The following is a 24,221-nucleotide window of genomic DNA, read 5'->3' as shown; positions in this document are numbered from 1 at the left end:
CGTGACATGAGGATAGGTGTGATTGGTTGCGGGACGATTGCCAGCGCAGCAGTACACGGCATCTCAGGAGATGGACATAAGATCACCGTATCTAAGCGAACAGCCCGTCACGCACAAGCTCTGGCTGAGACCTATGGGAACGTCACAATTGCTGACAATCAGAGTGTGGTGGATGCGAGCGACGTGATTTTCCTCGGCCTGATGGCTGAGGTCGCACCTGAAGTCCTAAGGCGACTGACGTTTCGTGAGGGGCAGAGGATTATCAGTTTCATGGCAGGTGCGACTCTGGAACAGGCAGATGCGATGGTGCGCCCAGCCCGCGCAGTTGCGATCATGATGCCTTTTCCCGGGATTGCACATGGCGGATCGCCGGTAATGATGCAGGGTGACGCCGATCTGGTGCGAGAGATATTTGGTGTCCGAAGCAGCATTTTCGCCCTAAAAAATAACGACGAAATGGCTGCCTATTTGTGTGCACAGGCGATACTGTCACCTGTGACACGGATGGTCAGTGACGCAGCAGACTGGCTTGGAGAGAGGGTTACGAACAAAGCACAAGGCGAAGCGTTTCTGAGAGCACTCATTTCATCGAGTCTATCGAAAAGCGAGTGCGCTCCGCTGATCGAGGCTCTGAACACACCCGGAGGATATAACCAACGACTGCGACAGCATATGGAGGCATCCGGGACCGGTGAGGCAGTGAGAGCAGGATTGGACGATTTAGAGTGAACGAATAGGTTTTTTGTCACTGTCAGACGAATGCGCCCTCGCGTCTTTATGGCTTTTGAGGGAACAAAACCACCTCAGGTGCCCCGCCGATCCGGCTGGCGGAGATTGCGGCGCTTCTTAAGAACAAGTTTTGCTTCCCAGCGGCCGTCATTCACCGCTTCCTCAATCAGTTCCAAGGCTAGATTACGGACCGCCTCGAGTGCAAATGTGGGGGGCCGGCTGGTAAGTTCGCACATATAGAGTGTTCGCGACAGTTCAGGTTCGACAATCGGTCTGAAATGTACTGTGCCTTTAGCGAGTTGGTCCTGCATGAAAAGTTTTGTACCAATCACGCATCCGAGCCCTGCTTCGAGCGATCCGGCGATCGCCTGGATTGAATTCATCTGCAGTTTGGCGCTTTTTTCAATCTTTTTCAGCAGATTTATATCATCCAGGATGGCCCGTGCAGAAACGCCCTGTCTAAGCAGAATGATCGGCAATTTGAGCAATTCTTCAAAGGTGATAGGCCCCTTGTCTTCACCAATGATCTCCCGCTTTCCCACAAGTACCATCCGCTCCTCAAGTATCGGTTGGGTTCGCAACGATGGATCTAGGGGAGGGTTATAGACGAGGGCAATGTCGACATCGGACGCCAACAAATTCATGAGTGTCGTGCCTGAAAGACTCTCGGTAAGCGCCAGTTCGAGACGGGGAAAATCCTGCAAGACACGCCGCGCCAGATCAACGCCTATTGCCTTCACCGCGGAATACGCCATGCCAATGGAGACGTCGCCCGATATTTCGCCTCCGGCCTCCCGCAAATCGGCCTCCGCAGCGGCCAATGTCTTCAAAATCAGCTTGGCATGTTCATGGAGGCGATGGCCCGCTGCCGTTGGCGCCATGCCCCGGGGCTTCCGGTAAAACAATTTAACGCCAAGTTCGGACTCGAGATTGGCAAGATGGTGGCTTAGGGCCGAGGCCGCTATCCGCAAATTATCGGCCGCATTGGACAGGGTCCCGCTTTCAAAAATAGCAACAAAATATCGAAGCTGTCTTAAATCCATGGTTTCTGTTTTTTATAACGATGTATTAGAAACATTATATTATTCATATGCCGCATATTTTGGTAGCCTTTTCATCGGAGGAATATCTTATGAGTGAATACATGCCCCTCGACGGTGTTCGCGTTGTTGAAATGAGCCATATGATTATGGGACCGTCCTGTGGCATGTTTTTAGGGTTTCTCGGGGCGGAAGTTATCAAAGTCGAACCGCCCGAGGGCGACAAGACGCGGCATCTTACGGGAATGGGCCGGGGATTTTTCCCAACTTTCAATCGCGGCAAACGATCTATCACACTCGATTTAAAATCAGAGGCAGGCCGCGCCGCGCTGGACAAACTTCTTGAAACAGCAGATATATTTGTCGAAAACTTTCGCGATGCATCTTTGACCGAAATGGGTTACTCACCGGATAAATGTCGGGAAAAATACCCGTCCCTGATTTTAGCGTCCTGCAAGGGATTTTTGCACGGCCCTTATGAAAACCGGACCGCGATGGATGAGGTTGTCCAGATGATGACGGGCATGGCCTATATGACAGGGCCGACGGGCCGACCGTTACGCATCGGATCTTCAGCAAACGATATCATGGGGGGGCTATTTGGCGCATTTGCTGTCTTGGGAGCCCTTCTGCAACGGAATAAAGACGGCAAAGGACATGCCGTTCGTGTCGGTTTATTTGAAAATTGCCTACTTCTGGTCGCACAGCACATGGTTCAATTTGATATTGAAGGTCGCGAAGCCCCGCCCATGCCCGAACGGGAATTTTCCTGGCCGGTCTATGACATTTTTGAGTCGAAGGGAGGCCGGCAAATATTTATTGGTGCTGTAACCGAAGGCCAATGGGCTTTGCTTTGCGACATCCTCGGCCTCGAGAAACTCAAATCAGACCCGAGATTGCAAACCCGCATGGACCAGATCAATGCACGCGACTGGACAGTTCCGATCGTCGCGGAAGCTGTCAAAACCCGCGGCTTTGACGATCTGGCAGCGGCCTTCGAACCGGTTGGTATCCCCTTTTCTCCCATCAACCGCCCCGCCGAAATGTATGAGGATCCGCATGTGAACCGGCCCGGAGGTCTGCTTACGTCAAAGCTTCCAGAAGGCGAAACTTACCGGGCGCCGGGATTCCCATTTGAAGTGGATGGGGCTAGCCCAGTACCCTATGGTACCGACATTCCCGATATCGGTGATGACACATCAGATGTACTCGCGGCTTTGGGGTTGGACGATGTGGCCATTGCGGCCGCAAGTGGAAAGAAAAAGGAAAAAGTGGCATGAGCCCCCTATCCCGCATTTATTCCAACGATAGAGTAACCCTGCGCGAAGTCGGGCTTCGTGACGGTTTGCAGTTGGTGAAAATCTGGCCAGATACCAGCGCCAAGATCGAATGGTTGAAACGTGAATATTCTGCGGGCGTACGGCATTTCGAAGTTGGCTCCTTCCTCCCCCCCTCTCGCTTTCCCCAGTTCGCCGATCTGCCTGTGCTGTTGGAGGCAATCGCTTCTCTTGAGGGCGCCTATTCGGCCGTGCTGGCCCTCAATGACCGAGGGGCAGAAGAAGCAATGCAGTCGGTGGCCGATGAAATAGTCTGCGTCGTTTCCGCGACCGAGGAGCATAGCCAGGCCAACATGCGCCGAACACGCGCCGATGCTGTATCTCTTGTCGGCAAGATCGCCGCCATGCGCGACGACGCTGCGCCCCAAAAGATCATTAATGCCGGCATAGCCATGGCGTTCGGCTGCTCGATTGCGGGCACTGTTAATCAAACTGGGGTATTGAAATTGGCCGAAGCTTGCCTTGATGCCGGTGCGGATATTGTCGGGATCGCGGATACGGTTGGCTATGCCGGCCCGCGACAGGTTGGCGAAATGTGCCGCGCCATGCAAAAGCTTTGCGGCGACCGGCCCTTTATCATTCATCTTCATGACACCCGTGGCATGGGTGTTGCCAATGCTGCCGCTGCGCTCGATAACGGCGCGCGGGTACTGGATGGCGCACTGGGTGGCCTGGGCGGCTGTCCGTTCGCCCCCGGTGCAACAGGCAACATCGTTTTTGAAGATCTTGTCTTTCTATGCGAGACGATGGGGTTCTCAACGGGCATAGAACTGGAGGAATTAAAATCAACTCGGTTGATCGCCGAAAATGCGATGCCAGGTGAAGCGTTCTATGGCGCGCTTCACAAGGCGGGCGCGCCGGCAATTTCGGAGTGGAAGGCATAACGCTTTCCAATTAATAGGAACAATAGTCATAAGGGGAGAAATAAAAAAAATGTTCAAGACACTTACACTTTCATTGGCGCTTGCCGCTTTTTCGGTCTTTACGGCCGATGCCGCGACGGTCATGCGTTGCAGTCATCAGCTGCCACCGGCACATCATATTGCAAAAGTCATCGATAGATGGGCCGCAGAAGTTGAATCAGAGTCCAACGGTGAGATCGATGTTCAGATCTTCGGCGCGGATAGCCTGGTCGGTGCGCGTGAAAACATCGTCGCAACGGCGAAAGGCGATATCGAATGCGCCTTCTCGCTGAATTTCCAATGGGGCAAGACGTTACCACTGATGAATGTCACCGTTGCTCCGTTCGCTTTCGGTGATCTCGAAATCTGGCGCAAATGGCCAGACTCAGAAGCCGCCGCGTTTCTCTCGCAAAAGCTTCTGGAAAAAGGCGTGCGCAATGTCGTCTGGATGTTCCAGACAAACACCTCTGTTTTCACCTCCAAGGGCAAGTTTCTTGTGAAACCGGAAGACTTCCAAGGGATCAAGATGCGCGGACTTACACCGCCTTTTGATGCCGCGCTGAAAGCGCTCGGAGTAACCCCCTCCTCCATGCCGGGTTCCGAAGTGTATCAGGCGCTGGCGACCGGCTTAATCGACGCTGGCATCACGGATGTCGCTGCGGCGGTATCGCGCAAATATTATGAGGTCCAGGATCACTTCGTTGTCGTACCGGTTCTCAGCGCCTACCTCCATGGTTATGTAAATCCGTCTTGGTATGACGGATTATCCGACCTGTCCAAAGCTGCACTTGAAGGCGCGGGGAAAAAGGCTGCCGTATGGGCAGTTGAAGCCTCCGCCGCTGCCGGTGCCGCCGGGCCTGGCCAACTGGAGGCCAAGGGTGTTCAAGTGCATATTGCAACGCCTGAAGAAAACGAGGCACTCGAAGCCATCATGCGCCCTGCCTTCAACAAGGCCTTCGGCGAGAACGATCCAGACAGCCAGACACTGATCGAACTTATCGGCAAGATCTAACAATCCGTATGGCCAATGAACAACAAGGAAAGATGGAGGCTGGCAATGCCTCCATCCTACTGCGCATTGCTGAGTTTCTGATCCGGGTCGGTGGTGCCTTATCATCGCTTCTGATTATTTTAATTCTGGGAATTGTCTGCTACGCGGTCCTGCAACGCTATGTATTGGACAAGCCGTTGCTTTGGAGTGACCAATTCATTGGATATCTTCTTGTCGCGACAATCATGCTGGGGGCGGCCGAAGCCCTGCGGCGCGGTGACCATATTTCGATTGAGCTTCTTGCCGAGCGTGTTGACGGCAAGTGGCGATTGTTCATCAGACTTTTGAGCAATTTCGCCGTCATCGCCTTTGCCGCAGTCTTGGGCTGGAGCACCTGGAATTCGATTGAATTTGCCCGGGCATTCGGCTCCTATTCTGTCGGCTATATTGAAATTGAAACCTGGATACCACAAGTGCCTCTCCTGTTCGGCGCGGGGCTTCTCATTCTAGCCGCTACGGTTCGCCTTTTACGTCTTCTCAGCGAAAAGCAACCCTAATGACTGTCTTTCTGGTTTTCGCGGCGGTTATTGTTCTCCTCATCGCGGGGATACCGATTTTTGCGGCACTGGGTCTTGTCGCAATTGGTATTCTGGCGATCTTTGAGGGCAATGTCTCCAGCATCGCGGATACAGTTTTTTCGCATCTGAACAAGCCCATCCTGACGGCAATTCCGCTTTTCGTTCTGATGGCGCAAATCATGATACGGGCAAAGGTGATCGATGATCTCTATAACTTTGCCCATACGGTGGTGGGGCATGTAAAAGGCGGCCTCGGTGTTGCAACCGTCATCGCCTGCACAATTTTTGCGGCAATCTCCGGATCGTCAGTTGCGACAGCGCTATCAATCGGCTCCAGCGCCCTTCCGCAAATGAAACGATTTGGCTATCGCGAGCGCGACGCGCTTGGGGTTATCGCCGCTGGCGGGACGCTCGGCATTCTGATCCCCCCATCAGGGCCCATGATCCTCTATGCCATTGTCTCGGAAGTCTCAATCGGCGCCCTCTTCCTTGCCGGCATCATTCCCGGTCTCTTGCTGGCGCTGGTATTTGCCATTTTCTGCATCATGCAGGCGTCATCGCGCAAAGACGTAAGCGCGCCGGCAAGAGCGAGTTTGTGGACTATAGCACGAGCATTCCGGCGATCCGTTTGGGCGCTTCTCGCGCCGCCACTTGTCATGAGCGGCATTTATTTCGGCATCTTTACCGCCTCCGAAGCAGCGGCTGCGGGAACTCTCTATGCCCTGCTAGTCGCCATATTCATTTATCGTAACTTCGGCTTCCGCGATTTGTATGAGTGTGCCTACGCAACAATGCGCACGTCGATGATGGTTTTCATGATTATTGCCGGTGCCGCCGTTTTCGGCCACGCCATTACCATCATCCGGCTGCCCTTCGGCATAACCGAGGCTGTCGCGGAAATTGGTCTCGGGCCGCTCGGTTTCATCGTTGCGGTCATGGCCCTTATTTTTATTTTGGGTATGTTTCTGGAATCAATTGCCATCATCCTGATCACGACACCCATTTTGATGCCGACCATGGCCCATCTAGGCATAGACCCCGTCTGGTATGGCATCTTGCTTATGGTCAATCTGGAACTTGCGATGATCACACCCCCGGTCGGCATGAACCTCTTTGTCATAAAGGGGATTACCGACGCGCCACTTTCCGAAGTGGTCAAAGGCGCCGCCCCATTTGTCCTTCTAATGCTGATCTGTCTTGCGGTTCTCATAGCCTTCCCTGCTTTGGCAACCTGGCTGCCTTATAGCGCCGGCTTCGGACGCTGAAGAAAAGGCGTTATCACACTAAGTTGCTGTGGCACTGGTCTTTCAGACGAATGCAACCCCGTCTCCGTATGGCGTATAATGGCACAACGATGCCTCTATTGTGCCGCACCAAGTTGCTGCCGTGCAGGTAACGTACAGGACGTCTATTATAAAGGGTCGAAGGACTTTGAGGCTGATAAGCGGCGGTTGGCAGGAGATACGATGCGAGCTGCCAGTATAGATGAGGTACGTGATCTGTGCGCGCAAGCTCGTGATTAAAGGAGGTGATTGCCGAGCAGACATGGAGATGCGTCTTCTCAAAAAAGCAAGATCGCGAAATGAACCGCCAAGGCTTTCCTTCACAACCCCCTATGCTCTTTTGTGGGCCTCTGCGAAAGTAGAACTGATGGCCTCGCCGCACCAGATAATCAAGTCGATATTCGCCCATACTCGGACCTTCTCTGTACCAGTCCGGTGGATTTGCAATTGATCTGATGATTACAAATAATACGATTTTGAATAGAGAGGATAGGCGAGGAGCCTCAAGGATAGAAAGTAAAGGATTTTATAGAATCGAGTATCTTTGGTAATTGTGGTTTAGTGCGCCCCAGCTCTTCTGGGGAAGTGCGGGTCAGCAGTAAATTAATATTTATTAAGATATATGACCGCGAAATTCTTTGGAAAAGCTGCCTTCTACCGATAGAATTCCCTCTTCATTCTCAGGTATTCCATCCCCAAAATACAAGGATTAAACAAATGTCCATTGATGCAAAATTGGCTGAACTCGATATCACCTTGCCCAAAACTCCTTCCGCCATTGGCAACTATATTGGTGGCGTTGTTACCGGTAATTTGCTGTTCATGTCCGGTGTCGGCCCGAGGAAGCCCGACGGCGGCGCTGTGACCGGCAAGGTTGGGGCGGACCTGACTACCGAAGAAGCTTATGATGCAGCCCGGCTTGTCGGCCTCAATATGCTGGCCAATATGAAGTCGGTGATCGGTGATCTCGATCGGGTCACGAAAATCGTCAAGGTCCTCGGGATGGTCAATGCAGTGCCGGATTTTAAGGAGCACCCAAAAGTCATCAACGGTTATTCTGACCTGATGGTCGAAGTTTTCGGAGATAAAGCCGGTAAAGCTGCCCGGTCCGCCGTCGGTATGGGCTCTCTACCCAACCAGATCGCCGTTGAGATCGAAATGATCGTGGAAATTACAGACTAGGTGTAAAGCCCCATTGTTAAGTGCCCTTATTTGATAGAGTTCGGTTTAAATGCAGACGAAAAACTGGCGCCCGGTCTACATCACTTTTGTGCCAGCAGTGATCATCTGCGCCATTTCTTCCAGTTTCATTACGTCGTTAGGACCCTCTGCTCTCCTCTAATAAAGCCAACGGTCCATCCTTTCCAAAATGAGTGTGTCTCCGCTCATGAACAGACGGACAGCCTCGATTGCGCATGGAATACTTGTAGAGCCCAAAAGTATGGAGCACAGGGACAGTCGATCGGGTTCGACATACAGATCTATATCGAACACTGAAATTGAGACACGTCCTTCTAACGCCACGTCATTATTTGCCTTCCACTGCAAAAACCGTTACTTGTAGCAAAACAAACAAAATCAAGCAGAACCAAACCTTCTCAAGGACTACCAATGAATTTTGACGATGTGATCCTTAACCGTCGCAGTATCCGTGGCTATAAACCTGATCCCGTGCCGAGGGCACTAATCGAAGAGATCATTGCCTTGGCGATGCGCGCGCCATCGTCGATGAATACCCAACCTTGGAGTTTCTACATCATTACGGGCGAGCCGCTAGACCGCATTCGCGCTGGCAATACAGAACGCAACTTAGCAGGCGTCCCCCACTCACGCGAGTTCCGTACTGGCGAGCCCTTCACCGGCAAGCACCGTGACAGACAGGTTGGCGTCGCCAAGCAACTGTTTTCCGCCATGGGCATCGCCCGCGAGGACAAGGATATGCGTCAAGACTGGGTATTGCGCGGCTTTCGTCAATTTGACGCGCCAGTATGCGTAATCGTGACTTATGACCGCGAGCTGGCCAGCAGCGACGATACACCCTTCGATTGCGGCGCAGTTGCGACGGCGCTGGTAAATGCTGCGTGGTCACGTGGGCTGGGCACAGTGATTAACAGCCAGGGGATCATGCAATCCCCCGTGGTGCGCGAGCATGCCGGCATTGCCGATGATCAGATCATCATGAAAAGCATCGCGCTCGGCTGGCCCGATGAAACCTTCCCGGCTAATGCGGTAGTTTCAGAACGCAAAAGCATCGAAGAGGCAACCGTGTTTGTCGGCTTTGTAGACTAGGCACTCACTTTCAGCACGATTGAGGGCATAAACTCATTGACGTGAACGGGTCTCAAAAGTGCGCATAACCGACTATGGCTGTTTGATGAAATGGCAACTCTACGACCGATGGTACAAGCGCCCGGTTCGGAATTCTATTGATCGCCCTGCAGCTTATTCATTGTGCGACGTAGAGCCCGCCCGGCGGCCCGGGCCTTGCCTTTCTCTCAGGCAATAAGCTTGGCCTCGGCGACACAGCTCTGATATGCTCGTCTCACCGCACAAGCCTCCTGAATACTGAAGGGGAACATTTCCTATATTAAAACAGCAACTATGCAACCGCCCGCGAGCCATGCGAAGCTCAAGATTGCGAGCCAGAACAGAATTTTCTCCGTTATGCGATCGCTACTCATCATCCCGACACCATGCTGTTTAAGTTTCCAGATCAGGAAGACTATGCTGAGCGCGATAAAGCCAAGGTTGAGAAACATGGTATAATCGACTTTGAAAAATTCCCGATCTGTGACGCTTTTGGCGCTGGAAGTCTCCGGCAATTGATCGAAAGCGGCAAAGCCGTAATGCATAATTAGCGCAGCAGCGATCAAAGCAATTAAAAAAACGCCCAGAATGTAGAGGGCCATTTTCCAGCCGTAATATCGGGCTTGTATACGCAGGACAGGGAAGACAACAAGATCGCTGAAAATAAATGCCATGATTCCGGCAAAGCTTACGCCGTTGCTATACAAAACAGCAGCTAACGGGATATTACCCATTGAGCCGATGAAAGTAAAAAACGCCGCAATCGGGCCAATGAAAGTTTGGGCCAGAATTTGCCAGAAGGCCGGATCATCGCCACCGGATCCAATAAAAAGCATCTGGAAAAAGCTTTTCGGGACAAAGGCTGCAATAATGCCCGCTACCGTAAAGCCGATCGCCACATCCTTCCAGACCATATCCCATTCCATGACATAGCGATTTGAAACTCTCGCCCAGCCCTCTCTAGAGCGGATCAGCTTTTTCCAATCGGGTATTTCCTCTTTTTCTTCTTCACCTGTTTCTTCGCGGGCATGTTTGCGTGCCTTGTCCTCCATGTTTTTGGTCAAGGTCAATCTGACGACAAGCCAGGTTACAAGAATTAAGAGAATGCCGCCCAAATATTCCCCGACAACGAATTGCCAGCCAAGAAAAATTGCGATGATAATGCCAAGCTCAATGACCAGATTGGTCGAGGCCAGTAAAAAGGCCAGAGAGGGAACAAGCGCCGCTCCTTTAGTAAACAAGGATCGCGTGGTGGCCAACGCGGCAAAGCTGCAAGAGCTCGAGATAAAGCCAAAAAAAGTGCCGAGTGCGACACTCTTTGGCCCGGCTTCGCCCATTGTTTGCCTCATCCGTTCGCGCGTAATAAAGACCTGGATCATGGAGCTTATGAGGTAACCCAGCCCAAAGGCCCAGAATGCCATCCAGAATAATCCCAGGGTTGTTGTTGCCGCCTCACCCCATGTTTGTAAAAAGCCGTTCATATTGTGAAGTTGCCCAATTTTACTGCTTGACTATAAAACTTCTTCCAAGGGTCCGCTTTCTGCGGTAAACGGCGGAATATATTTTCCAGTGTGTAATTTTGCGGCCCCAACTCCCTGTCTTTCAATTCCTCCCAATCTATGGGCGTAGCAATTGGTGCGCCCTTCAGCGCCCGCAGAGAATATGGCGCGATAGCTGTCATGCCGTAATCATTACGCAGGTAATCGATAAAAACTTTATCCCCGCGCTTTTTCTTGCGACTTTCCAGTGTGGTCAGGTCAGGACATTCATCACAAAGCTCCTCTGCCAGCTTTCTGACGGCTTTTTTGACTTCGTCAAATTTTTTCTCCGGCTTAATTGGAATATGGATATGCACGCCGCGTGAGCCGGTCGTTTTAAGAAAGGACGGCAAATCACGTTCATCAAGAATAACTTTCAGGGCAAAGGCGGTTTTGCGGACCTTTTCAAAATCATTATCGCTTGGGTCAAGATCAAAAATAATCTGGTCCGGTATTTCCAAGTCCTTTTTGCGCGCCAGTCCCATATGCTGCTCAATGACATTCTGACCGGCAAAATAGACAAGGTCGGCCGCTTCGTCGGCACTGGCCATTTTCATATTTTCCCCGCCCTTGCTTTTCATGGACACGTCCAGCCGCTCCACAAATTCAGGAAAGTGATCCGGAGCATGTTTGTGAAAGAAACCGCTTTCATCAATCCCGTGTGGGTAGTGGCGAAGTGTTAAGGGCCGGTCCTTGATATGTGGCAACATATAATCGGCGATCCGCTTGTAGTAGGAAGCTATATCCGCTTTGGTCAGCTCCGCTTGCGGAAACAAGATTTTATCCGGATGACTGATCTCTATCTTTTCTGTCTTCATGATGGGTCAATATGAATGTTTTTTTCAGGCGGCACGTTTATCTTCCCGTACTACGTCCCCCGGCGCCTTGTCTTTCCGCAGGCCGAGAAAGCGCGGATGGCGCAGTTTTCCGCCATTCGTCCATTCGGTAAATCTGACCTCGCCAACAAAATGCGGCGTGAGCCATGTAATACCGTCCTCGCTTTCGTCAAAGTTATCGAACGGAGAGGTTTTGCGCATATGGGCGTCCATTCGACGCCAGAAATCTTTCAGGAAATTATCGTCGTAGCCGGTGCCTACTTTGCCTGCGTAAAGGAATTGACCCTTGTCATAATAGCCGATGAGAAGCGCTCCAAAGCCAATGCGTTCCCCTTTCGGAGCCGTATAGCCGCCAATCACGAATTCCTGACCCTTGGCACATTTGAATTTTAACCACTTGGTCGACCGGCTGTGAGCATAGGTGCTGTTGCTATCCTTGGCGATAAGTCCTTCCCAGCCGCGTTCGCAGGCATCCTCCAGATATTTTTCGCCCTTTTCATTCTTATGCGCGAGATAAACCAGAGGATCACTAATATCGAATGCGGTTTTGAGAACAGACTTGCGATCTTTAAGCGTCACATGTGTCAAATCATATCCATCGAAATAAATCAGGTCGAAAATATAGGCAAAAACTGGATAATCCTTGAGAAGCTTTTCTCCTGGGTTGCTGACATGCATGCGGTTTTGCAGGGCGGAAAAGCTGGTCAATCTATCAACAAAGGTAACCAACTCGCCATCAACAATAAAATCACCTCGCAGGCTTTTGAGAGCATCTACAATTTCAGGGTAATAATCGTTTTGGTTCTTCTGATTACGTGACATCAGGCGTATGTTTTTACCCTGCTTGAAAAACAGACAGCGCTGACCGTCGAGTTTGCGCTCGAAAATCCACGCAGGATCGGAGAAATATTCATGGGTCAGGGTCGCCAGCATCGGCTCTGTCCACTCCGGCATAGCAGTCTTGCTCAATCTGTCCGACGCATTTTCAGACAATTTCTCCAAAGCTTCATGCATTGTCTTTCTCGTCTTCTTCCTCGGCTATTTCTTTGAGGGACCGATTAGTCAGGACGGAATCCGGTTCCGTGCTGACTGGATTGCGACGGGCATCGGCATGTTCATCATCCAGTTTGAATATCAGCCATTGTTCCTGTTTGGATTTCCTGTCCATGCGCACCAACGCATAGCCGCCTTTCAGTTTTTCGCCCTCTAATGTGAATTTTAGCGCGCCGTCTTCCAAAGCATCAGCCATGGTTTTGTCATGGTCTTTATTCTCAGCAATCGGTTTGTATTCCCCTCGATCCCAGACCATTACGGTACCGCCGCCATATTGATCCTCAGGAATTACGCCTTCAAAACCCGCATAATCCATCGGATGATCTTCAGTGCGGACGGCCAGATGTTTTTCGCCAGCCTTGGTTGAAAGTCCTTTCGGTACTGCCCAGGAGACTAGCGCTCCGTCAATGCTTAGGCGGAAATCATAATGCGGGGTGCTGGCATCATGCTTTTGTATAACGAAGATCGTTTTGCCTTTGCCATTTCCATCCTCCGGTTCTTCAGTATTTTTGAAGTCCCGCTTTCTCCGATATTTTTTCAGAGTGTTTTTTGTCATGGCATTGCCTCAGATTAGTTTGTCCTTGCCAACGACAGGGTGGGAATAAAAGTTCCCCGTTCTTTCATACAGTTGCAATGATCTCACGCACATGGATCGATCTACCCAAAATTTTATTGTCCGACGACGGTTCTGTTGGGATTTATGGAAGCGCTTTCGCTTTTTTGCGCGGCAAGCCACTCTCTGGCCTGCTGTTCCTCGGTGACATCGAAATATCGGATGTCAGACGGAATAAAAATATCCGAAAACTGGGTCATCCATTTTTGAGTAATATCGTCTCCTACCATTGCCATGGGGCCGAATTCGCGCCTGTGTTTCAAGCCAAATCTTAAGTCCTTCCAGATAGCGGAACCTTCCCAGCCTTCAAAATGGTCCAGTTTGATCAGGAATTTAGGCCAGTCGTGTAATTCCAATAGGTTGTCAATAACGGGCAAAACCTCGTCATAGTCCTTCTCTGTCAGCTTCTCACTGGCAATGATTTCAATTGTGTCATTTTTAATGTTCCATTTTATCATTATTACTATCCTTTCAATTTATTGGACAATGGACACAATTTATCGCTGTCGTGTCTGGGAATTATCACCAACGGCAGAGTGCGGCATAATCTGGCGAAGCTCCTTCAGGCATAGGGATAACTCTTCCTCCGTTAAGAAGCGTTTTTATTGCGGCCAGGTTGACCAGTTCATCGCCCGGACCAGTTACGCTTTCATCCTGTTCCTGTTCTTGAATTTTGCTGGTGTCCGGATCGAACCTGCCCCAGTAATAATCCTGCGACTTGTCCGGTAGCATCAATGTTTCAATGCGCTGCGAATGTGCAGCCCGGACTATATCGGGAAGATTGTCCTCAATACTGCCCTCATGTTTTCTCTTGAGGCGTTGATATGTCGCCAATGCGCGTTCGCTTTCCTGCTCGAACCGTTCCTTTAATTGCTGCCTGACATTTTCAATCCATATTTCCGGCTTTTCACTTGAGGGATTTTTCTGGTCTAGCTTATGTAACTGTAAACCACCGCTACGCATTACAGTCTTGTACAACCCCTCCAGTTGGGGCCCGGCGACCAGAAATACTTCCTTGAAATGCCGCTGTTGCAGCGTATCATCTACCCAGTTTTCGAGTTGCTTCAAATACTCTTTCAAATGGGCATTCTTTGTCGCATCATCACCGGCCACTCCCTGGCCGTGATAGCCCGGCGTGGTTGCATTAACGCCGCCGCCATAACCCTGAGAACGAAATTGCAGGGATTCTTCCATGTCATATGTTTTCATAAAATCATCAAAGCTGCTTAACGGCTCGGGCGGGACTTGCGTCTCATAGTGTTCACTTGATCTATCAGAGAAGATCAGGGCGGGGTTATTCATGCTCAGCAGCAAAACAGCAACTTTGCTGTCTTGCTGGAGACGAGGGATAACCGGTCGCAAATAGAAATGACGGTCTACAATGACATTTTCATCAATGGAAAATGGCAGATGATATAATCCCTGCTTATCCTCACTCACACAGACGATAAGCCCGCTTTGAAGATGGGTCCAGAAATCAGCCTCATCCAGAAGCGGCTCCAGCGGCGATAAAAGATCGTCGATTTGTTGCTGCTGACATCCAATTTTCTCAAGTTTTTTTGTTGCGTCCTGGAGGAGGTTTTTAAATCGGATCGCGTTTTGTTGTTGCTGATCGCCACTTTTAATGCATGGCATAGTCAGAGTTAAGCAAAGCGGCGCTTCAAAAGCAGCCAATTCCTTCAATATATCTGTATTTAGGAGTGAAATTTCCGTCATGTCGTCTTTACCTTTTTCCCTTGGGGACTTCAATCTTCCAACAAATAACCATCACAAATGGTTCCCGATTTTTTAATAGAATTCTCAAGAATTTTGTCGGGGTTCTGCCGTCGACCCGCCACGCGCCCTTCATCAGAAAAGCTTGAATGCGTTCCCTAAGGCGTTGTCAGGGCAAAAGTTCTTGGTCGGGGAAGGCTCTGGTTTTACGATCCGCTGATGACAAAACCATTTCGTTATTTCAAGTCATCACCTGAAATCATCCGCCGGGCCGTTATGACGTGACGGTTGGTCAAATTATCGGGGGATTTTCATTGAGACCAACAATTCCGGAAGTTTTCGCTATTCGCACAAAGCGTTCACGAAGCCGCAAGGGGCTTCGTGATAAAATGCAATATCCCTTTACGCCTCGCGGACCATAATCTCAAACAGCCGGCTTTTCTTGCTTGCCTTCACAAAATTCTTCTATGGCTTTGGCGCAAAATTCATCAAGGTCATCCGGCTTTCGACTGGTGACAAGACCTTTGTCAACATGGACATCCTCGTCCACCCACCTGCCACCGGCATTCTCAATATCGGTTTTAAGGCTCGGCCAGGAAGTGACCGTCCGGCCCTTCAAAACTCCGGCCTCGGCCAATGTCCATGGACCGTGACAGATGGCTGCAACCGGTTTTTCCTGTTCGAAAAATTCCTTCACAAATTGCATGGCGCGCTGATTTAACCGCAATGCATCCGGGTTTTGGACACCCCCCGGTAGAACCAGTCCATCATATTCGGCGGAGATCACCTCATCGACTGTTTTATCAACGGAAAAAGTATCTGCTGTGTCGGCATGATTCATGCCCTGAATTTCCCCGGTTTTCAATGATACGAGCTCTACCATTGCGCCTGCATTTTGAATGTCTTCCCACGGGCGGGTAAGCTCAACCTGCTCAAATCCGTCCGTTGCCAGGAATGCGATTTTTTTACCTTTCAATTTCTGCTGCATATAATCCTCCAGATTTAGGGTTGGAATTATCCAATACCTAATCGGGAAGAAAGTTCCTCACATTTACAAAAAACCTGGATTTTTAGCTAGGCGGATCATGCGGATGACGAGATTCATACGCAGACATAATCGCAATGCTTAATAGCTGAATGTTCGGGAATTTATTCAGTGACAGTCATATCAGAGGATACGCTGTAAATCCAAGAAACTAATTCTTCTGTTTCAAATGGCTTCAACAGTATCGTCAAAGGGCTCTACTGTCAGTGAAATAAATTGAAACTGATCGCTGACATCAACTGCAATGTTTGATTTTTAACAGAGGTTCTGCTTTGCATGCATTCATGCAGAGCGTTGCGCAGATCCAGCCGCACATCTTTGCGTGCCATGTCCAGGAGCTGACGGGAAGCTGCACCATGTGCGGGCTCAAGGTACTTGCCGGTGCGTAGCGAATAATAAACTACATCACCGTCACGGTTGACGATAATATGGGCCGAGGTGAACCGTTCCAGAGCCCCCCGTTCAAACGAATTCTGCAAACTTTGCTGATTGGCAGTCGGAGATCTGGTCGGTAGATTGATTGCTTGCGAGTTCGGCCATAGAAGCGAAAAAGGGGCAGAAGTAATGACTTCGTCAGTTTTCTGGAAAATGTGGTGTTTTCTATCAATGCCTTTAAAGAGATCGGCAAATTGCGTTACGTTTTCCGATGCGCCCAAAAATAAATAGCCGCACGTTTTCAACGCGTAATGAAAAACCGGAATAATAGTTTTGCAAGTCTGCGCCGAGATAAATCAGCAAATTCCAGCAGGATATCAAATCAATGCGGGAAAACGGGGGATCACGTACGATGCTGTGTGAGGAGAAAATACATAATTCACGAAGGGCTTTTGTGACGATATGACTTTCGCCCTCCTTGATAAAAAACGCTTAAGGCGTTCAGGTATTTTTCGTCGCCGTCACTTAAAACTTTCAAGGCTTGAAAATTTTCCACATAGTCGACCAGTCCAGACGCGGCGGCACTTGCGGGCATATCCGGATGAAGCGGCGCGGAATGGTTTTCCCCCTGGGCAACCGTAAGGCCACCATGTTGCTTTATCGCTTTTAGCCCCAATGTTCCGTCACGCCCACCGCCCGATAAAACAACACCAATGACATGTTCTTCCTGATCTTCAGCAAGTGATGTGAAAAAACATCGATCGGGTTATGAGCCTGATTATGCTCTTTCAACTTCGAAAATTTTAATTTTCCCTTTCGAAGCATTAAATATCCGGTGCGCGGCATGAAATTAATATGGCTGGCCTTCAATTCCTGATTGTTTTTAACCTCGATAACATTCAGTGCGGCGACGCGCGATAATATATCGCCCATCAAACTTTTACGGTTCCGGGCAAGATGTGTCACAATCACGAACGCAAAACCGCTATCTTCAGGGATGGGTTTCACTAAACCCTGCAACGCTTCCGCGACTCCGGCAGAAGCGCCGATCGCTATGAAAAATGGTCGCTTTTCGTCTGTCTCTGTCATATCCGCATTTCTTGCCTGAGCATATTAAGGTCAAGCGCAACATAGTGGAATCAAGTCTACTAAGCTAAACCAATTAACCATAAAAAACTAAAAATGATCTTTGCTTTTTTATGGAGCTTATACGCGGCCGGCGAGTTCGTGAGCGAGACTCCAATTTAGATTACTGGTGAAAATATGCCTGCATCAATGGTTATTGAACATTCCCGCAATACCATGGTCGACCGACAGACCGACCGGCACGGCATCAAGGGCAGCAATGCCCCGCAGTCTTTTGTGGGAATGCCGTAAGTTGAACAAACCTTGTGGTGCATGTAAGCATCCAGACTCAAAGCTCCCCTTGCTTAAAGCCAGAATAGTGTTTTCAAACCATCGCAAGCCAAAAAGTTTCCGCATAAATTATGGAACTTTAGCGGGTAGATAATGTTGGCAAAGAGAACGCAATAAAGTCAGCGAGGCTCGAGAAAAATGAAAGCAGAAAGTAAATGTTTGAACTTTGGTTTTAATGCAGGCGCATTCCTACTTATTGCAGGCCTGATGATCTGCGGGATAAAGGATGCAAATTCTGAAACCAGTAAAACCGGGAACACGACAAATAGCAGCAATGCTGAAAAGCCTTTTACTGTGCTTGCAGGCGGTAAAGCGCAATTTGTCAGTACGCAGAATGAAGAAATGGGCGTTGCCATTCTGCAGGAAACAGCCAACGGCGTCCTGATAGAACTGAAGCTTCGAGATATGCCTCCGGGGCGACATGCAATTCATGTCCATGAAAAAGGGGCTTGTACGCCAGTAGGAAAAACGGCCGGATCAAACAACAAGGATTATTTTTCTGATGCTGGAGGTCATCTCAATCCTTCCGGTCGTGAACACGGGCTTCTAAACGAGGGTGGACCCCATGCAGGCGACCTTTTGAATATCTATATTCATCAGGACGGGACGCTTGAGACGTACATACTCAATGACCGCATGACTTTAAATTCGGAAAATGAAAGCGGTGCCGCTCAGCTGCTTGATGACGATGGGGCGGCGTTCATTATCCATGAAGGCACAGACGACTATCGCTCACAACCGTCAGGCGATGCCGGTAAGCGCATTGCATGCGCGGTTATCAAGGCGGATTAAAGGCAATTCCTTTCACTAAGGAGGCGTTCAATATGGAATCATCAATAAAGGAAAAAATCCTCAGATATCCTGACCTTCTTGATGACCTGGAGAAGGAAAAAGACCCTCAAACCATGATTGATACGCTGGCCGAGCGCTACGACGCCCCTCGAGATGTAGTTGAGAAAATTATCGCCGAGTGGAGCGCGGGCCGGGAAAAAGTGGATGCGGATGACGAATAAATCACATAAACCTTTGGTTCTTATCACAGGGGCTTCGGGAAATATTGGCGGCGCAATATGTAGACGATTGAAAGAAAATTTCATTCTGATCGGGCTGGACATAAAACCGTCGAAGCAGGCGGATATCAGCCTTGAATGTGATTTGACGTCCGAAGATTCCATAAAATTAAACTGCCATAAGATCAAAGAGCAATATGGCGATAAAATAGCCGCTGTCATCCATCTGGCCGCCTATTTCGATTTCACCGGTGACCAACACCCCCTGTATAAGAAAGTAAATATTGAAGGGACAAGAGCGCTTTTGGCTGCCCTCCAGGATTTTAGCGTTGAGCGGTTTATCTATTCTTCGACCATGTTGGTGCATGAGGCCGGTGTGCCGGGACAAAAAATCAACGAAGATACGCCCATTGATCCCGGTTGGGTATATCCGCAATCCAAAGCGGATACCGAGAAAGTAATTCAGGATGAGCATGGTAACATTCCCTACACGATTTTGCGGCTGGCCGGTCTTTATGATGACGAAAGCGCCGCACCGACACTTTCCTATCAGATCGCTCGGATTTATGAGCGAGCGTTTAAAAGTCGACTTTATGCCGGAAATCTAATGGCAGGGCAGGCCTTTGTTCATAAGGACGATATGGTGGATGTCTTTATGCGTACGGTCGAACGCCGCATGGATTTGCCGAAGGAAAATATCATTCTCGCCGGTGAAGATGAGGTCATGAATTATCAGGAGCTGCAAAATCGCATTGGCAGCCTGATTTTCGGTGAAAAAGAATGGAAAACGATTAACCTGCCGGAACTGATCGCCAAACCGGGCGCATGGGTTGAAGAGAAGGCGGAACCCCTTATTCCCGATGCCTTCGATCAAGGAGAAAAACCATTTATCAAGCCGTTTATGATCGATCTGGCGGACGATCATTATGATCTGGATATTTCCCGCGCAAAGGAAATGCTGGATTGGCAGCCGAAGTATAAAATCTTCGATGGGCTGGGAAAGCTCATTAATAATTTGAAGGCAGATCCGTCCTGTTGGTATGACCGCAACGGGATTGTTCGTCCTGACTGGATTCAGACGGCGGATGAGAAGAATAAAAACCCCGAGGCAATCCGCAAGAAACACGAAAAAAACTATCGGCATTTGCATCGGGAGAACCTTTGGGCACATTTTCTGAATATGGGGCTGGCGTTCTGGCTAATGAGCGCCCCGTTCATTTTAAATTACGAAAGTCAGGCCATGGTCTGGAGCAATATCGGCTCCGGACTGACCCTATTTGTTTTCTCCAGTTTATCCCTATCCTGGCGCAAAGGTTTGATGCGTTGGGCTGCGGGCGCCGTCGGGTTTTGGCTTTTGGGGGCACCTTTAATCTTCTGGGCGCCAACGGCTGCGGGCTATCTGAACGATACTATTATCGGGATGCTGATTATCGGCTTTGCTGTCTGTACCCGTCCTGTTCCAGGGGTGTCAGCCATTGCCGCAGAAACCGGGCCGACCACGCCGCCGGGCTGGACGTTTTCACCTTCGGGATGGTTCCAGCGCCTGCCGATTATCATTCTGGCCTTTGTCGGCTTTTTTATTTCCCGCTATCTTTGCGCCTATCAGCTCGGCCATATTGACGGCGTCTGGGAACCGTTTTTCGCTGGCTCCGCAGAGATGCCGCAAAATGGTACGGAGGAGATTATTACATCCTCTATTTCCAAAGCCTGGCCCGTTCCTGATGCCGGGCTGGGCGCACTAACCTACGCGCTGGAGATTCTGACCGGCATTATGGGCTCGACCCGGCGCTGGCGCACCATGCCTTGGTTGGTCATGCTTTTTGGAATTATGATTGTCCCGCTCGGGGCTATCTCAATATTTTTTATCATTATCCAGCCGATCCTGATTGGGACATGGTGTACCCTTTGCCTGATCGCGGCGGCGGCGATGCTTATCCAGATTCCCTATTCTCTTGACGAGTTGGTCGCAACGTCGGAATTTCTCTATCGTCGCAAAAAGCAGGGGAGGCCGTTGCTCCGCATATTCTTCATTGGTGATACCGATGACGGGAAATGGCAGGATGAGGAAGATGACTTTGAACAGCCACCCTCCGTTATCATCAAGGAGATGCTCAGTGGTGGTGTGACACTGCCATGGAATCTGGCTTTATGTATCCCTGTCAGTATCTGGTTGATGTTTACCCGCCTGACGGTGAATGCGAATACGGAGATGGCAAATTCAGACCATCTGATCGGCTCGCTGGCGCTGACGGTTGTGATTACCGCGCTGGCGGAATCCGGTCGCGCTGTTCGTTTTCTGCTTATTCCCCTAGGCTTGTCACTTTTCGTGACACCTTTCATTTATGATGCGGGAATGCTCTCCATAATCGGTAGCCTCATATGTGGAATTCTACTCGTTGCTTTGAGTATACCAAAAGGAAAAATCTACAACTCCTACGGTTTGTGGGACAAGGCAATTGTTTAACTCCCTGCCTTTGATTTTCAATCTCCTGATTTTTGCTGTGTTGGCGATAATCATATGGACAGCCGGGACGCGGCTGTCCTATTTCATTGACGCCATCGCCGAGCAAACAAAAATTGCGCGGGCCTTCCTGGGCCTGATACTACTTGCTGTCGCGACGGAGTTGCCGGAATTTGTGACGACACTTACGGCATCTTCAACTGGAAAGGGGTCATTGGCGCTCAACAATATGTTTGGCGGAATGATGCTGCAACTGGCCGTACTGGCAATTGCAGATATATTCGTCAAATCCGGCACGCTAAGCTCCAAACTCCACAAGCCGACCGTCGCCATCGCCGGATTACTCTGTATCACCTCACTTTCTGCTGTGCTGATTATAAAAACAATCGGAGATCCGGAGATAGCTCTTCATATCGGTGCGGGCAGTATGCTTGTGACAGTCCTTTACATAATTTCGATGTATATCCTATACCGTTCTCAGGGCCGGGAAACCTGGAGCCCCGTCGATTTGCCCGAAGACCAAATCGCGGAAAGTGAACGTAAAAACCGATTTGATACATTGTCCCTGAGCCGCTTGATCTTTTATGTAGCCATAGCCGGGCTTGCAATCCTGCTGTGTGGCGTTCTGCTCGTTCGCTTGGGGGATACGCTAGCTGCTCAGACCGGCCTGGGCACAAGTTTTGTGGGCGCCTCCTTGCTGGCGCTGACAACCTCTCTACCGGAACTCAGCACATCAATTGCCGCCGTCCGCGTTAAAGCCTATACCATGGCGATCTCCAACGTTTTCGGCAGCAATATGATTATGACCTTTTTGTTGTTTCCGAACGACCTTGTCTTCACGGACGGGCCGATCATCAATGTAATGGACCCGTCAGCCATATTTGCGGTTGGCGCAGGCATCTTCATGACCGCGATTTACTGTATTGGACTTTTGGCGAGGCCTAAGATCAAGACTATGGGAATGGGCGTGGATTCATTGACGGTGCTTTCCTGCTATTTCGCCGGCCTGTTTGCTTTGTATCTTTTGCGCTGATTTAATACGATGCTTGTACTAGATTATGGCGGCGACAATACAGCCGCCTGCTCCCTTGATTTTGCAGGCGGTGTTCCCGCCCGCATTTCTTCTTCCGCCCAGATCAGAATCCAGTCTCGAAGCCGATCCGGCTTCATCAGGCGGTAATTTGCCGTATCAAAATGCAGTTCACGAAGAGCCCTGGCGTGTTTGAGCCTTTCAAGATCATGACGGCTCTGTATCTGTTCGGTGGCCAAGAGCGCGTAGAAGTTCACGCCGCATCAAGGCCACATCAGCACGGGCGCGGCGAATATCCCGCTCGGTTTCTGGCAAGAGCGGCAAAGTCCCGATATGGGTAGACTTGGCGAGTTGATTGAGATTGTTGGCAAGCCGTGATTGGCCAAGAATAGCCAATACGTGAGCGAGCTTCTGTTCATCCTTGATGGGCCTTCGTTGCCGGGAGCGGGCGCGGCGACCTTTGAGCCCTTTACCATCAAAGACTTTCTTCTTGATATAGGAACCCAGAGGCATATCCCCGGTAAGCTGTTCTAACCGCGCGCGCTCTTCAAAAGTCAGTCTGAGGGAAAAAGGAGGGGTTTTCTTCGTCATGTAGCCACCCCGCAAATGCCCATATTTGTATCATTTGCAGGGTTGAAGAGGGCTGTAAGCAGTTGGTTCCATTGCATAAGAGTTTCGAACAAAGCGTTCGAACTTTCTTCGCTCAGGTGCGCCATTGATACAGTGCGAGAACAGCCAATATCAGAACCGGGCAAGCAAGTGCGAAAAATCCGCCGATATCATAAGCAATAGCCCCCGTCAGGGCGCCTGCCGAAAAAGCCATCAATACATGGCAATAATGACGTAGCTGACTTCGGGTTTTGAAAGCCGCGTCCTTATCCTTTTCTGCGTACGCCTGTCCGGAACCGAATATGTCAAGGACACTGATCGCGAAGCGTGCAAAATTGCCTGTCATCACAGTCGTTGGGACATGTTGATGGAAAATCTGCGCCATCGCTGCATTTTGAAGAGTCATTGCGAGCACGGCAACCAGCGCAACCAGAATAGTCTCCGGCGAATCCGCCCCGCTTAACGGAGAAAATATAGCACCTGACAGCATGAATGCGCCCAGTAAAGCGGCCTCTATGGCGAGCACAAAAGCGCGCAAATATTTCCAGCTTTTCAGTTTTCGCAGAAGGATAAGCCAGAAAAATAAGCCTAAGATGAATGAGAAAACCACGAATACTTTCATTATCCACAACTCATCCTGATGGATGATTTCCGACGCCAGAATGATCAATGTGCCTGTTACGAAGGCCGTAAAGGTGCGAAAAAGCGCAAGATAACAGACTACATCGACGAAAGCGGCGATAAAGGACAACAGAATGGGAATATGCTGTTCTTCCCGATAGGATAACGTTTTGGCGGATTTAACCGGCTGGCCAGTCATTTTTGAGTCCCAACTTCAATACCTCGATAAATGTTGCCATGCCGCAGAGGGCATTCTCTTGTAAGTAGGCATCGAGAATAAAATTTGTCAACGCCGCCAGAGATTTGAGAGGAGTTTTTTTTAGCGTGACCTGGGTCCTCATTAAACTTTCTAAATCTCTCTCTACTTGTCTTTTAGACGTCAATCATGACCCTGTCAGGACAATCAAATATACGGCAATATGCGATTGTTCAGGCAGCCGTGAAAGGAGCCAGGTTTGCGTTACTCCGCATTCAAACTGTTGATAGAAGGATTGCGGGGTCAATCCGGATGGAAGCCCGTCTGGCGCGATCCCGAGCCACAGACCGAGTATGACTATATTATTGTTGGCGGCGGTGGCCATGGCTTGGCAACGGCACATTATCTGGCAAAGATCTACAAGAAATCGCGGATTGCCGTGCTGGAAAAGGGCTGGATCGGCGGCGTGGCGACACCGCGCCATTATACCGTTCCCTGGGGCTATGCGCTCCGCTGACAGGGATTGTGAAAATCCGGT

The 24,221-nt window shown here is 50.0% G+C and carries 25 protein-coding genes; 13 read left to right on the top strand and 12 right to left on the bottom strand.

Annotation, left to right across the window (positions count from 1 at the left end; genetic code table 11):
- The first annotated feature begins 6 nt into the window (after positions 1-6).
- Positions 7-729, top strand: a complete 723-nt coding sequence (locus AACZ19_RS09610; RefSeq protein ID WP_339633340.1) for an NAD(P)-binding domain-containing protein — start codon at positions 7-9, stop codon at positions 727-729.
- A 74-nt stretch (positions 730-803) separates the two neighbouring features.
- On the opposite strand, the gene AACZ19_RS09605 is transcribed toward AACZ19_RS09610, so the two are convergent.
- Positions 804-1,772, bottom strand: coding sequence for a LysR family transcriptional regulator (locus AACZ19_RS09605; protein ID WP_339633338.1), 969 nt, complete (start codon positions 1,770-1,772; stop codon positions 804-806).
- A gap of 89 nt (positions 1,773-1,861) precedes the next feature.
- Between AACZ19_RS09605 and AACZ19_RS09600 the strand changes: the two genes are divergently transcribed.
- From AACZ19_RS09600 to AACZ19_RS09570, 7 genes are all read left to right on the top strand, one after another.
- Positions 1,862-3,049: a CoA transferase gene (locus AACZ19_RS09600; protein WP_339633336.1), complete on the top strand. Its 1,188-nt coding sequence runs from the start codon at positions 1,862-1,864 to the stop codon at positions 3,047-3,049.
- Positions 3,046-3,990 carry a hypothetical protein gene (locus tag AACZ19_RS09595; protein ID WP_339633334.1) on the top strand — a complete coding sequence of 315 codons (945 nt, stop codon included), beginning with the start codon at positions 3,046-3,048 and terminating at the stop codon, positions 3,988-3,990. The genes AACZ19_RS09600 and AACZ19_RS09595 overlap by 4 nt, the downstream gene beginning before the upstream one ends.
- A 49-nt stretch (positions 3,991-4,039) precedes the next feature.
- A complete protein-coding gene (gene dctP / locus AACZ19_RS09590; RefSeq protein ID WP_339633332.1) occupies positions 4,040-5,020 on the top strand; it encodes a TRAP transporter substrate-binding protein DctP in 981 nt (326 codons plus the stop codon).
- 8 nt (positions 5,021-5,028) lie between these two features.
- Positions 5,029-5,556, top strand: a complete 528-nt coding sequence (locus tag AACZ19_RS09585) for a TRAP transporter small permease (RefSeq protein ID WP_339633331.1) — start codon at positions 5,029-5,031, stop codon at positions 5,554-5,556.
- Complete coding sequence (locus AACZ19_RS09580) at positions 5,556-6,842, top strand: TRAP transporter large permease subunit (RefSeq protein WP_339633330.1); 1,287 nt, start codon at positions 5,556-5,558, stop codon at positions 6,840-6,842. The genes AACZ19_RS09585 and AACZ19_RS09580 overlap by 1 nt, the downstream gene beginning before the upstream one ends.
- Positions 6,843-7,577: 735 nt before the next feature.
- Positions 7,578-8,042 carry a RidA family protein gene (locus AACZ19_RS09575; protein ID WP_339633328.1) on the top strand — a complete coding sequence of 155 codons (465 nt, stop codon included), beginning with the start codon at positions 7,578-7,580 and terminating at the stop codon, positions 8,040-8,042.
- Positions 8,043-8,471: 429 nt separating this feature from the next.
- Complete coding sequence (locus AACZ19_RS09570; protein WP_339633326.1) at positions 8,472-9,149, top strand: nitroreductase; 678 nt, start codon at positions 8,472-8,474, stop codon at positions 9,147-9,149.
- A 293-nt stretch (positions 9,150-9,442) separates the two neighbouring features.
- On the opposite strand, the gene AACZ19_RS09565 is transcribed toward AACZ19_RS09570, so the two are convergent.
- The 9 genes from AACZ19_RS09565 to AACZ19_RS09525 all read right to left on the bottom strand — a co-directional run bounded on the left by AACZ19_RS09565 (position 9,443) and on the right by AACZ19_RS09525 (position 17,429).
- A complete protein-coding gene (locus tag AACZ19_RS09565; RefSeq protein WP_339633324.1) occupies positions 9,443-10,648 on the bottom strand; it encodes a permease in 1,206 nt (401 codons plus the stop codon).
- Positions 10,645-11,523, bottom strand: a complete 879-nt coding sequence (gene ligD / locus AACZ19_RS09560; protein ID WP_339633322.1) for a non-homologous end-joining DNA ligase — start codon at positions 11,521-11,523, stop codon at positions 10,645-10,647. The genes AACZ19_RS09565 and ligD (AACZ19_RS09560) overlap by 4 nt, the downstream gene beginning before the upstream one ends.
- A 24-nt stretch (positions 11,524-11,547) precedes the next feature.
- Positions 11,548-12,555: a non-homologous end-joining DNA ligase gene (gene ligD / locus AACZ19_RS09555; RefSeq protein WP_339633320.1), complete on the bottom strand. Its 1,008-nt coding sequence runs from the start codon at positions 12,553-12,555 to the stop codon at positions 11,548-11,550.
- Entirely contained in the window at positions 12,548-13,150 is a 603-nt protein-coding gene (locus AACZ19_RS09550; protein WP_339633318.1) for a DNA polymerase ligase N-terminal domain-containing protein, read from the bottom strand. Before AACZ19_RS09550 ends, ligD (AACZ19_RS09555) begins: the two co-directional genes overlap by 8 nt.
- Before the next feature lie 113 nt (positions 13,151-13,263).
- Positions 13,264-13,665 carry an STAS/SEC14 domain-containing protein gene (locus tag AACZ19_RS09545; protein WP_339633316.1) on the bottom strand — a complete coding sequence of 134 codons (402 nt, stop codon included), beginning with the start codon at positions 13,663-13,665 and terminating at the stop codon, positions 13,264-13,266.
- A gap of 64 nt (positions 13,666-13,729) precedes the next feature.
- Positions 13,730-14,923 carry a hypothetical protein gene (locus tag AACZ19_RS09540; protein ID WP_339633315.1) on the bottom strand — a complete coding sequence of 398 codons (1,194 nt, stop codon included), beginning with the start codon at positions 14,921-14,923 and terminating at the stop codon, positions 13,730-13,732.
- Positions 14,924-15,344: 421 nt separating this feature from the next.
- Positions 15,345-15,908: a type 1 glutamine amidotransferase domain-containing protein gene (locus AACZ19_RS09535; protein WP_339633314.1), complete on the bottom strand. Its 564-nt coding sequence runs from the start codon at positions 15,906-15,908 to the stop codon at positions 15,345-15,347.
- Between the two features lie 260 nt (positions 15,909-16,168).
- Complete coding sequence (locus tag AACZ19_RS09530; protein WP_339633313.1) at positions 16,169-16,621, bottom strand: hypothetical protein; 453 nt, start codon at positions 16,619-16,621, stop codon at positions 16,169-16,171.
- A 385-nt stretch (positions 16,622-17,006) separates the two neighbouring features.
- Positions 17,007-17,429 (bottom strand): chemotaxis protein CheB, encoded by a 423-nt coding sequence (locus tag AACZ19_RS09525; protein WP_339633311.1) that lies wholly within the window; start codon positions 17,427-17,429, stop codon positions 17,007-17,009.
- A gap of 465 nt (positions 17,430-17,894) precedes the next feature.
- On the opposite strand from AACZ19_RS09525, the gene AACZ19_RS09520 reads away from it, so the two are divergent.
- Genes AACZ19_RS09520 through AACZ19_RS09505 form a run of 4 tightly spaced genes read left to right on the top strand, consistent with a single transcriptional unit; the run spans position 17,895 to position 22,260 of the window.
- The gene (locus tag AACZ19_RS09520; protein WP_339633309.1) at positions 17,895-18,548 is read left to right on the top strand and encodes a superoxide dismutase family protein; all 654 of its coding nucleotides are present in this window, start codon (positions 17,895-17,897) and stop codon (positions 18,546-18,548) included.
- Positions 18,549-18,580: 32 nt separating this feature from the next.
- Positions 18,581-18,769, top strand: a complete 189-nt coding sequence (locus tag AACZ19_RS09515) for a hypothetical protein (RefSeq protein ID WP_339633307.1) — start codon at positions 18,581-18,583, stop codon at positions 18,767-18,769.
- A complete protein-coding gene (locus AACZ19_RS09510) occupies positions 18,759-21,230 on the top strand; it encodes a vitamin K epoxide reductase family protein (RefSeq protein ID WP_339633305.1) in 2,472 nt (823 codons plus the stop codon). Before AACZ19_RS09515 ends, AACZ19_RS09510 begins: the two co-directional genes overlap by 11 nt.
- Positions 21,223-22,260: a hypothetical protein gene (locus AACZ19_RS09505; protein ID WP_339633304.1), complete on the top strand. Its 1,038-nt coding sequence runs from the start codon at positions 21,223-21,225 to the stop codon at positions 22,258-22,260. The genes AACZ19_RS09510 and AACZ19_RS09505 overlap by 8 nt, the downstream gene beginning before the upstream one ends.
- A 204-nt stretch (positions 22,261-22,464) precedes the next feature.
- Here the strand turns inward: AACZ19_RS09505 and AACZ19_RS09500 are convergent, their stop codons facing one another.
- Complete coding sequence (locus AACZ19_RS09500; RefSeq protein WP_339633303.1) at positions 22,465-22,848, bottom strand: hypothetical protein; 384 nt, start codon at positions 22,846-22,848, stop codon at positions 22,465-22,467.
- 112 nt (positions 22,849-22,960) lie between these two features.
- A complete protein-coding gene (locus tag AACZ19_RS09495) occupies positions 22,961-23,686 on the bottom strand; it encodes a YoaK family protein (protein WP_339633301.1) in 726 nt (241 codons plus the stop codon).
- 256 nt (positions 23,687-23,942) lie between these two features.
- Here AACZ19_RS09495 and AACZ19_RS09490 point away from each other — a divergent pair, with 256 nt between their 5' ends.
- Complete coding sequence (locus tag AACZ19_RS09490) at positions 23,943-24,200, top strand: FAD-dependent oxidoreductase (RefSeq protein WP_339633299.1); 258 nt, start codon at positions 23,943-23,945, stop codon at positions 24,198-24,200.
- Positions 24,201-24,221: the final 21 nt, after the last annotated feature.

Origin of the sequence: uncultured Sneathiella sp., assembly GCF_963973085.1 — a bacterium.
Lineage (GTDB): Bacteria > Pseudomonadota > Alphaproteobacteria > Sneathiellales > Sneathiellaceae > Sneathiella.
This window is presented reverse-complemented; position numbering and strand designations above follow the sequence as displayed.

Excerpts from the sequence above, each read along its gene's own strand:
- AACZ19_RS09610 (WP_339633340.1), top strand. The coding sequence starts at position 7 with ATGAGGATAGGTGTGATTGGTTGCGGGACGATTGCCAGCGCAGCAGTA.
- AACZ19_RS09605 (WP_339633338.1), bottom strand. The coding sequence starts at position 1,772 with ATGGATTTAAGACAGCTTCGATATTTTGTTGCTATTTTTGAAAGCGGG.
- AACZ19_RS09600 (WP_339633336.1), top strand. The coding sequence starts at position 1,862 with ATGAGTGAATACATGCCCCTCGACGGTGTTCGCGTTGTTGAAATGAGC.
- AACZ19_RS09595 (WP_339633334.1), top strand. The coding sequence starts at position 3,046 with ATGAGCCCCCTATCCCGCATTTATTCCAACGATAGAGTAACCCTGCGC.
- dctP (WP_339633332.1), top strand. The coding sequence starts at position 4,040 with ATGTTCAAGACACTTACACTTTCATTGGCGCTTGCCGCTTTTTCGGTC.
- AACZ19_RS09585 (WP_339633331.1), top strand. The coding sequence starts at position 5,029 with ATGGCCAATGAACAACAAGGAAAGATGGAGGCTGGCAATGCCTCCATC.
- AACZ19_RS09580 (WP_339633330.1), top strand. The coding sequence starts at position 5,556 with ATGACTGTCTTTCTGGTTTTCGCGGCGGTTATTGTTCTCCTCATCGCG.
- AACZ19_RS09575 (WP_339633328.1), top strand. The coding sequence starts at position 7,578 with ATGTCCATTGATGCAAAATTGGCTGAACTCGATATCACCTTGCCCAAA.
- AACZ19_RS09570 (WP_339633326.1), top strand. The coding sequence starts at position 8,472 with ATGAATTTTGACGATGTGATCCTTAACCGTCGCAGTATCCGTGGCTAT.
- AACZ19_RS09565 (WP_339633324.1), bottom strand. The coding sequence starts at position 10,648 with ATGAACGGCTTTTTACAAACATGGGGTGAGGCGGCAACAACAACCCTG.
- ligD (WP_339633322.1), bottom strand. The coding sequence starts at position 11,523 with ATGAAGACAGAAAAGATAGAGATCAGTCATCCGGATAAAATCTTGTTT.
- ligD (WP_339633320.1), bottom strand. The coding sequence starts at position 12,555 with ATGCATGAAGCTTTGGAGAAATTGTCTGAAAATGCGTCGGACAGATTG.
- AACZ19_RS09550 (WP_339633318.1), bottom strand. The coding sequence starts at position 13,150 with ATGACAAAAAACACTCTGAAAAAATATCGGAGAAAGCGGGACTTCAAA.
- AACZ19_RS09545 (WP_339633316.1), bottom strand. The coding sequence starts at position 13,665 with ATGATAAAATGGAACATTAAAAATGACACAATTGAAATCATTGCCAGT.
- AACZ19_RS09540 (WP_339633315.1), bottom strand. The coding sequence starts at position 14,923 with ATGACGGAAATTTCACTCCTAAATACAGATATATTGAAGGAATTGGCT.
- AACZ19_RS09535 (WP_339633314.1), bottom strand. The coding sequence starts at position 15,908 with ATGCAGCAGAAATTGAAAGGTAAAAAAATCGCATTCCTGGCAACGGAC.
- AACZ19_RS09525 (WP_339633311.1), bottom strand. The coding sequence starts at position 17,429 with ATGACAGAGACAGACGAAAAGCGACCATTTTTCATAGCGATCGGCGCT.
- AACZ19_RS09520 (WP_339633309.1), top strand. The coding sequence starts at position 17,895 with ATGAAAGCAGAAAGTAAATGTTTGAACTTTGGTTTTAATGCAGGCGCA.
- AACZ19_RS09515 (WP_339633307.1), top strand. The coding sequence starts at position 18,581 with ATGGAATCATCAATAAAGGAAAAAATCCTCAGATATCCTGACCTTCTT.
- AACZ19_RS09510 (WP_339633305.1), top strand. The coding sequence starts at position 18,759 with ATGACGAATAAATCACATAAACCTTTGGTTCTTATCACAGGGGCTTCG.
- AACZ19_RS09500 (WP_339633303.1), bottom strand. The coding sequence starts at position 22,848 with ATGACGAAGAAAACCCCTCCTTTTTCCCTCAGACTGACTTTTGAAGAG.
- AACZ19_RS09495 (WP_339633301.1), bottom strand. The coding sequence starts at position 23,686 with ATGACTGGCCAGCCGGTTAAATCCGCCAAAACGTTATCCTATCGGGAA.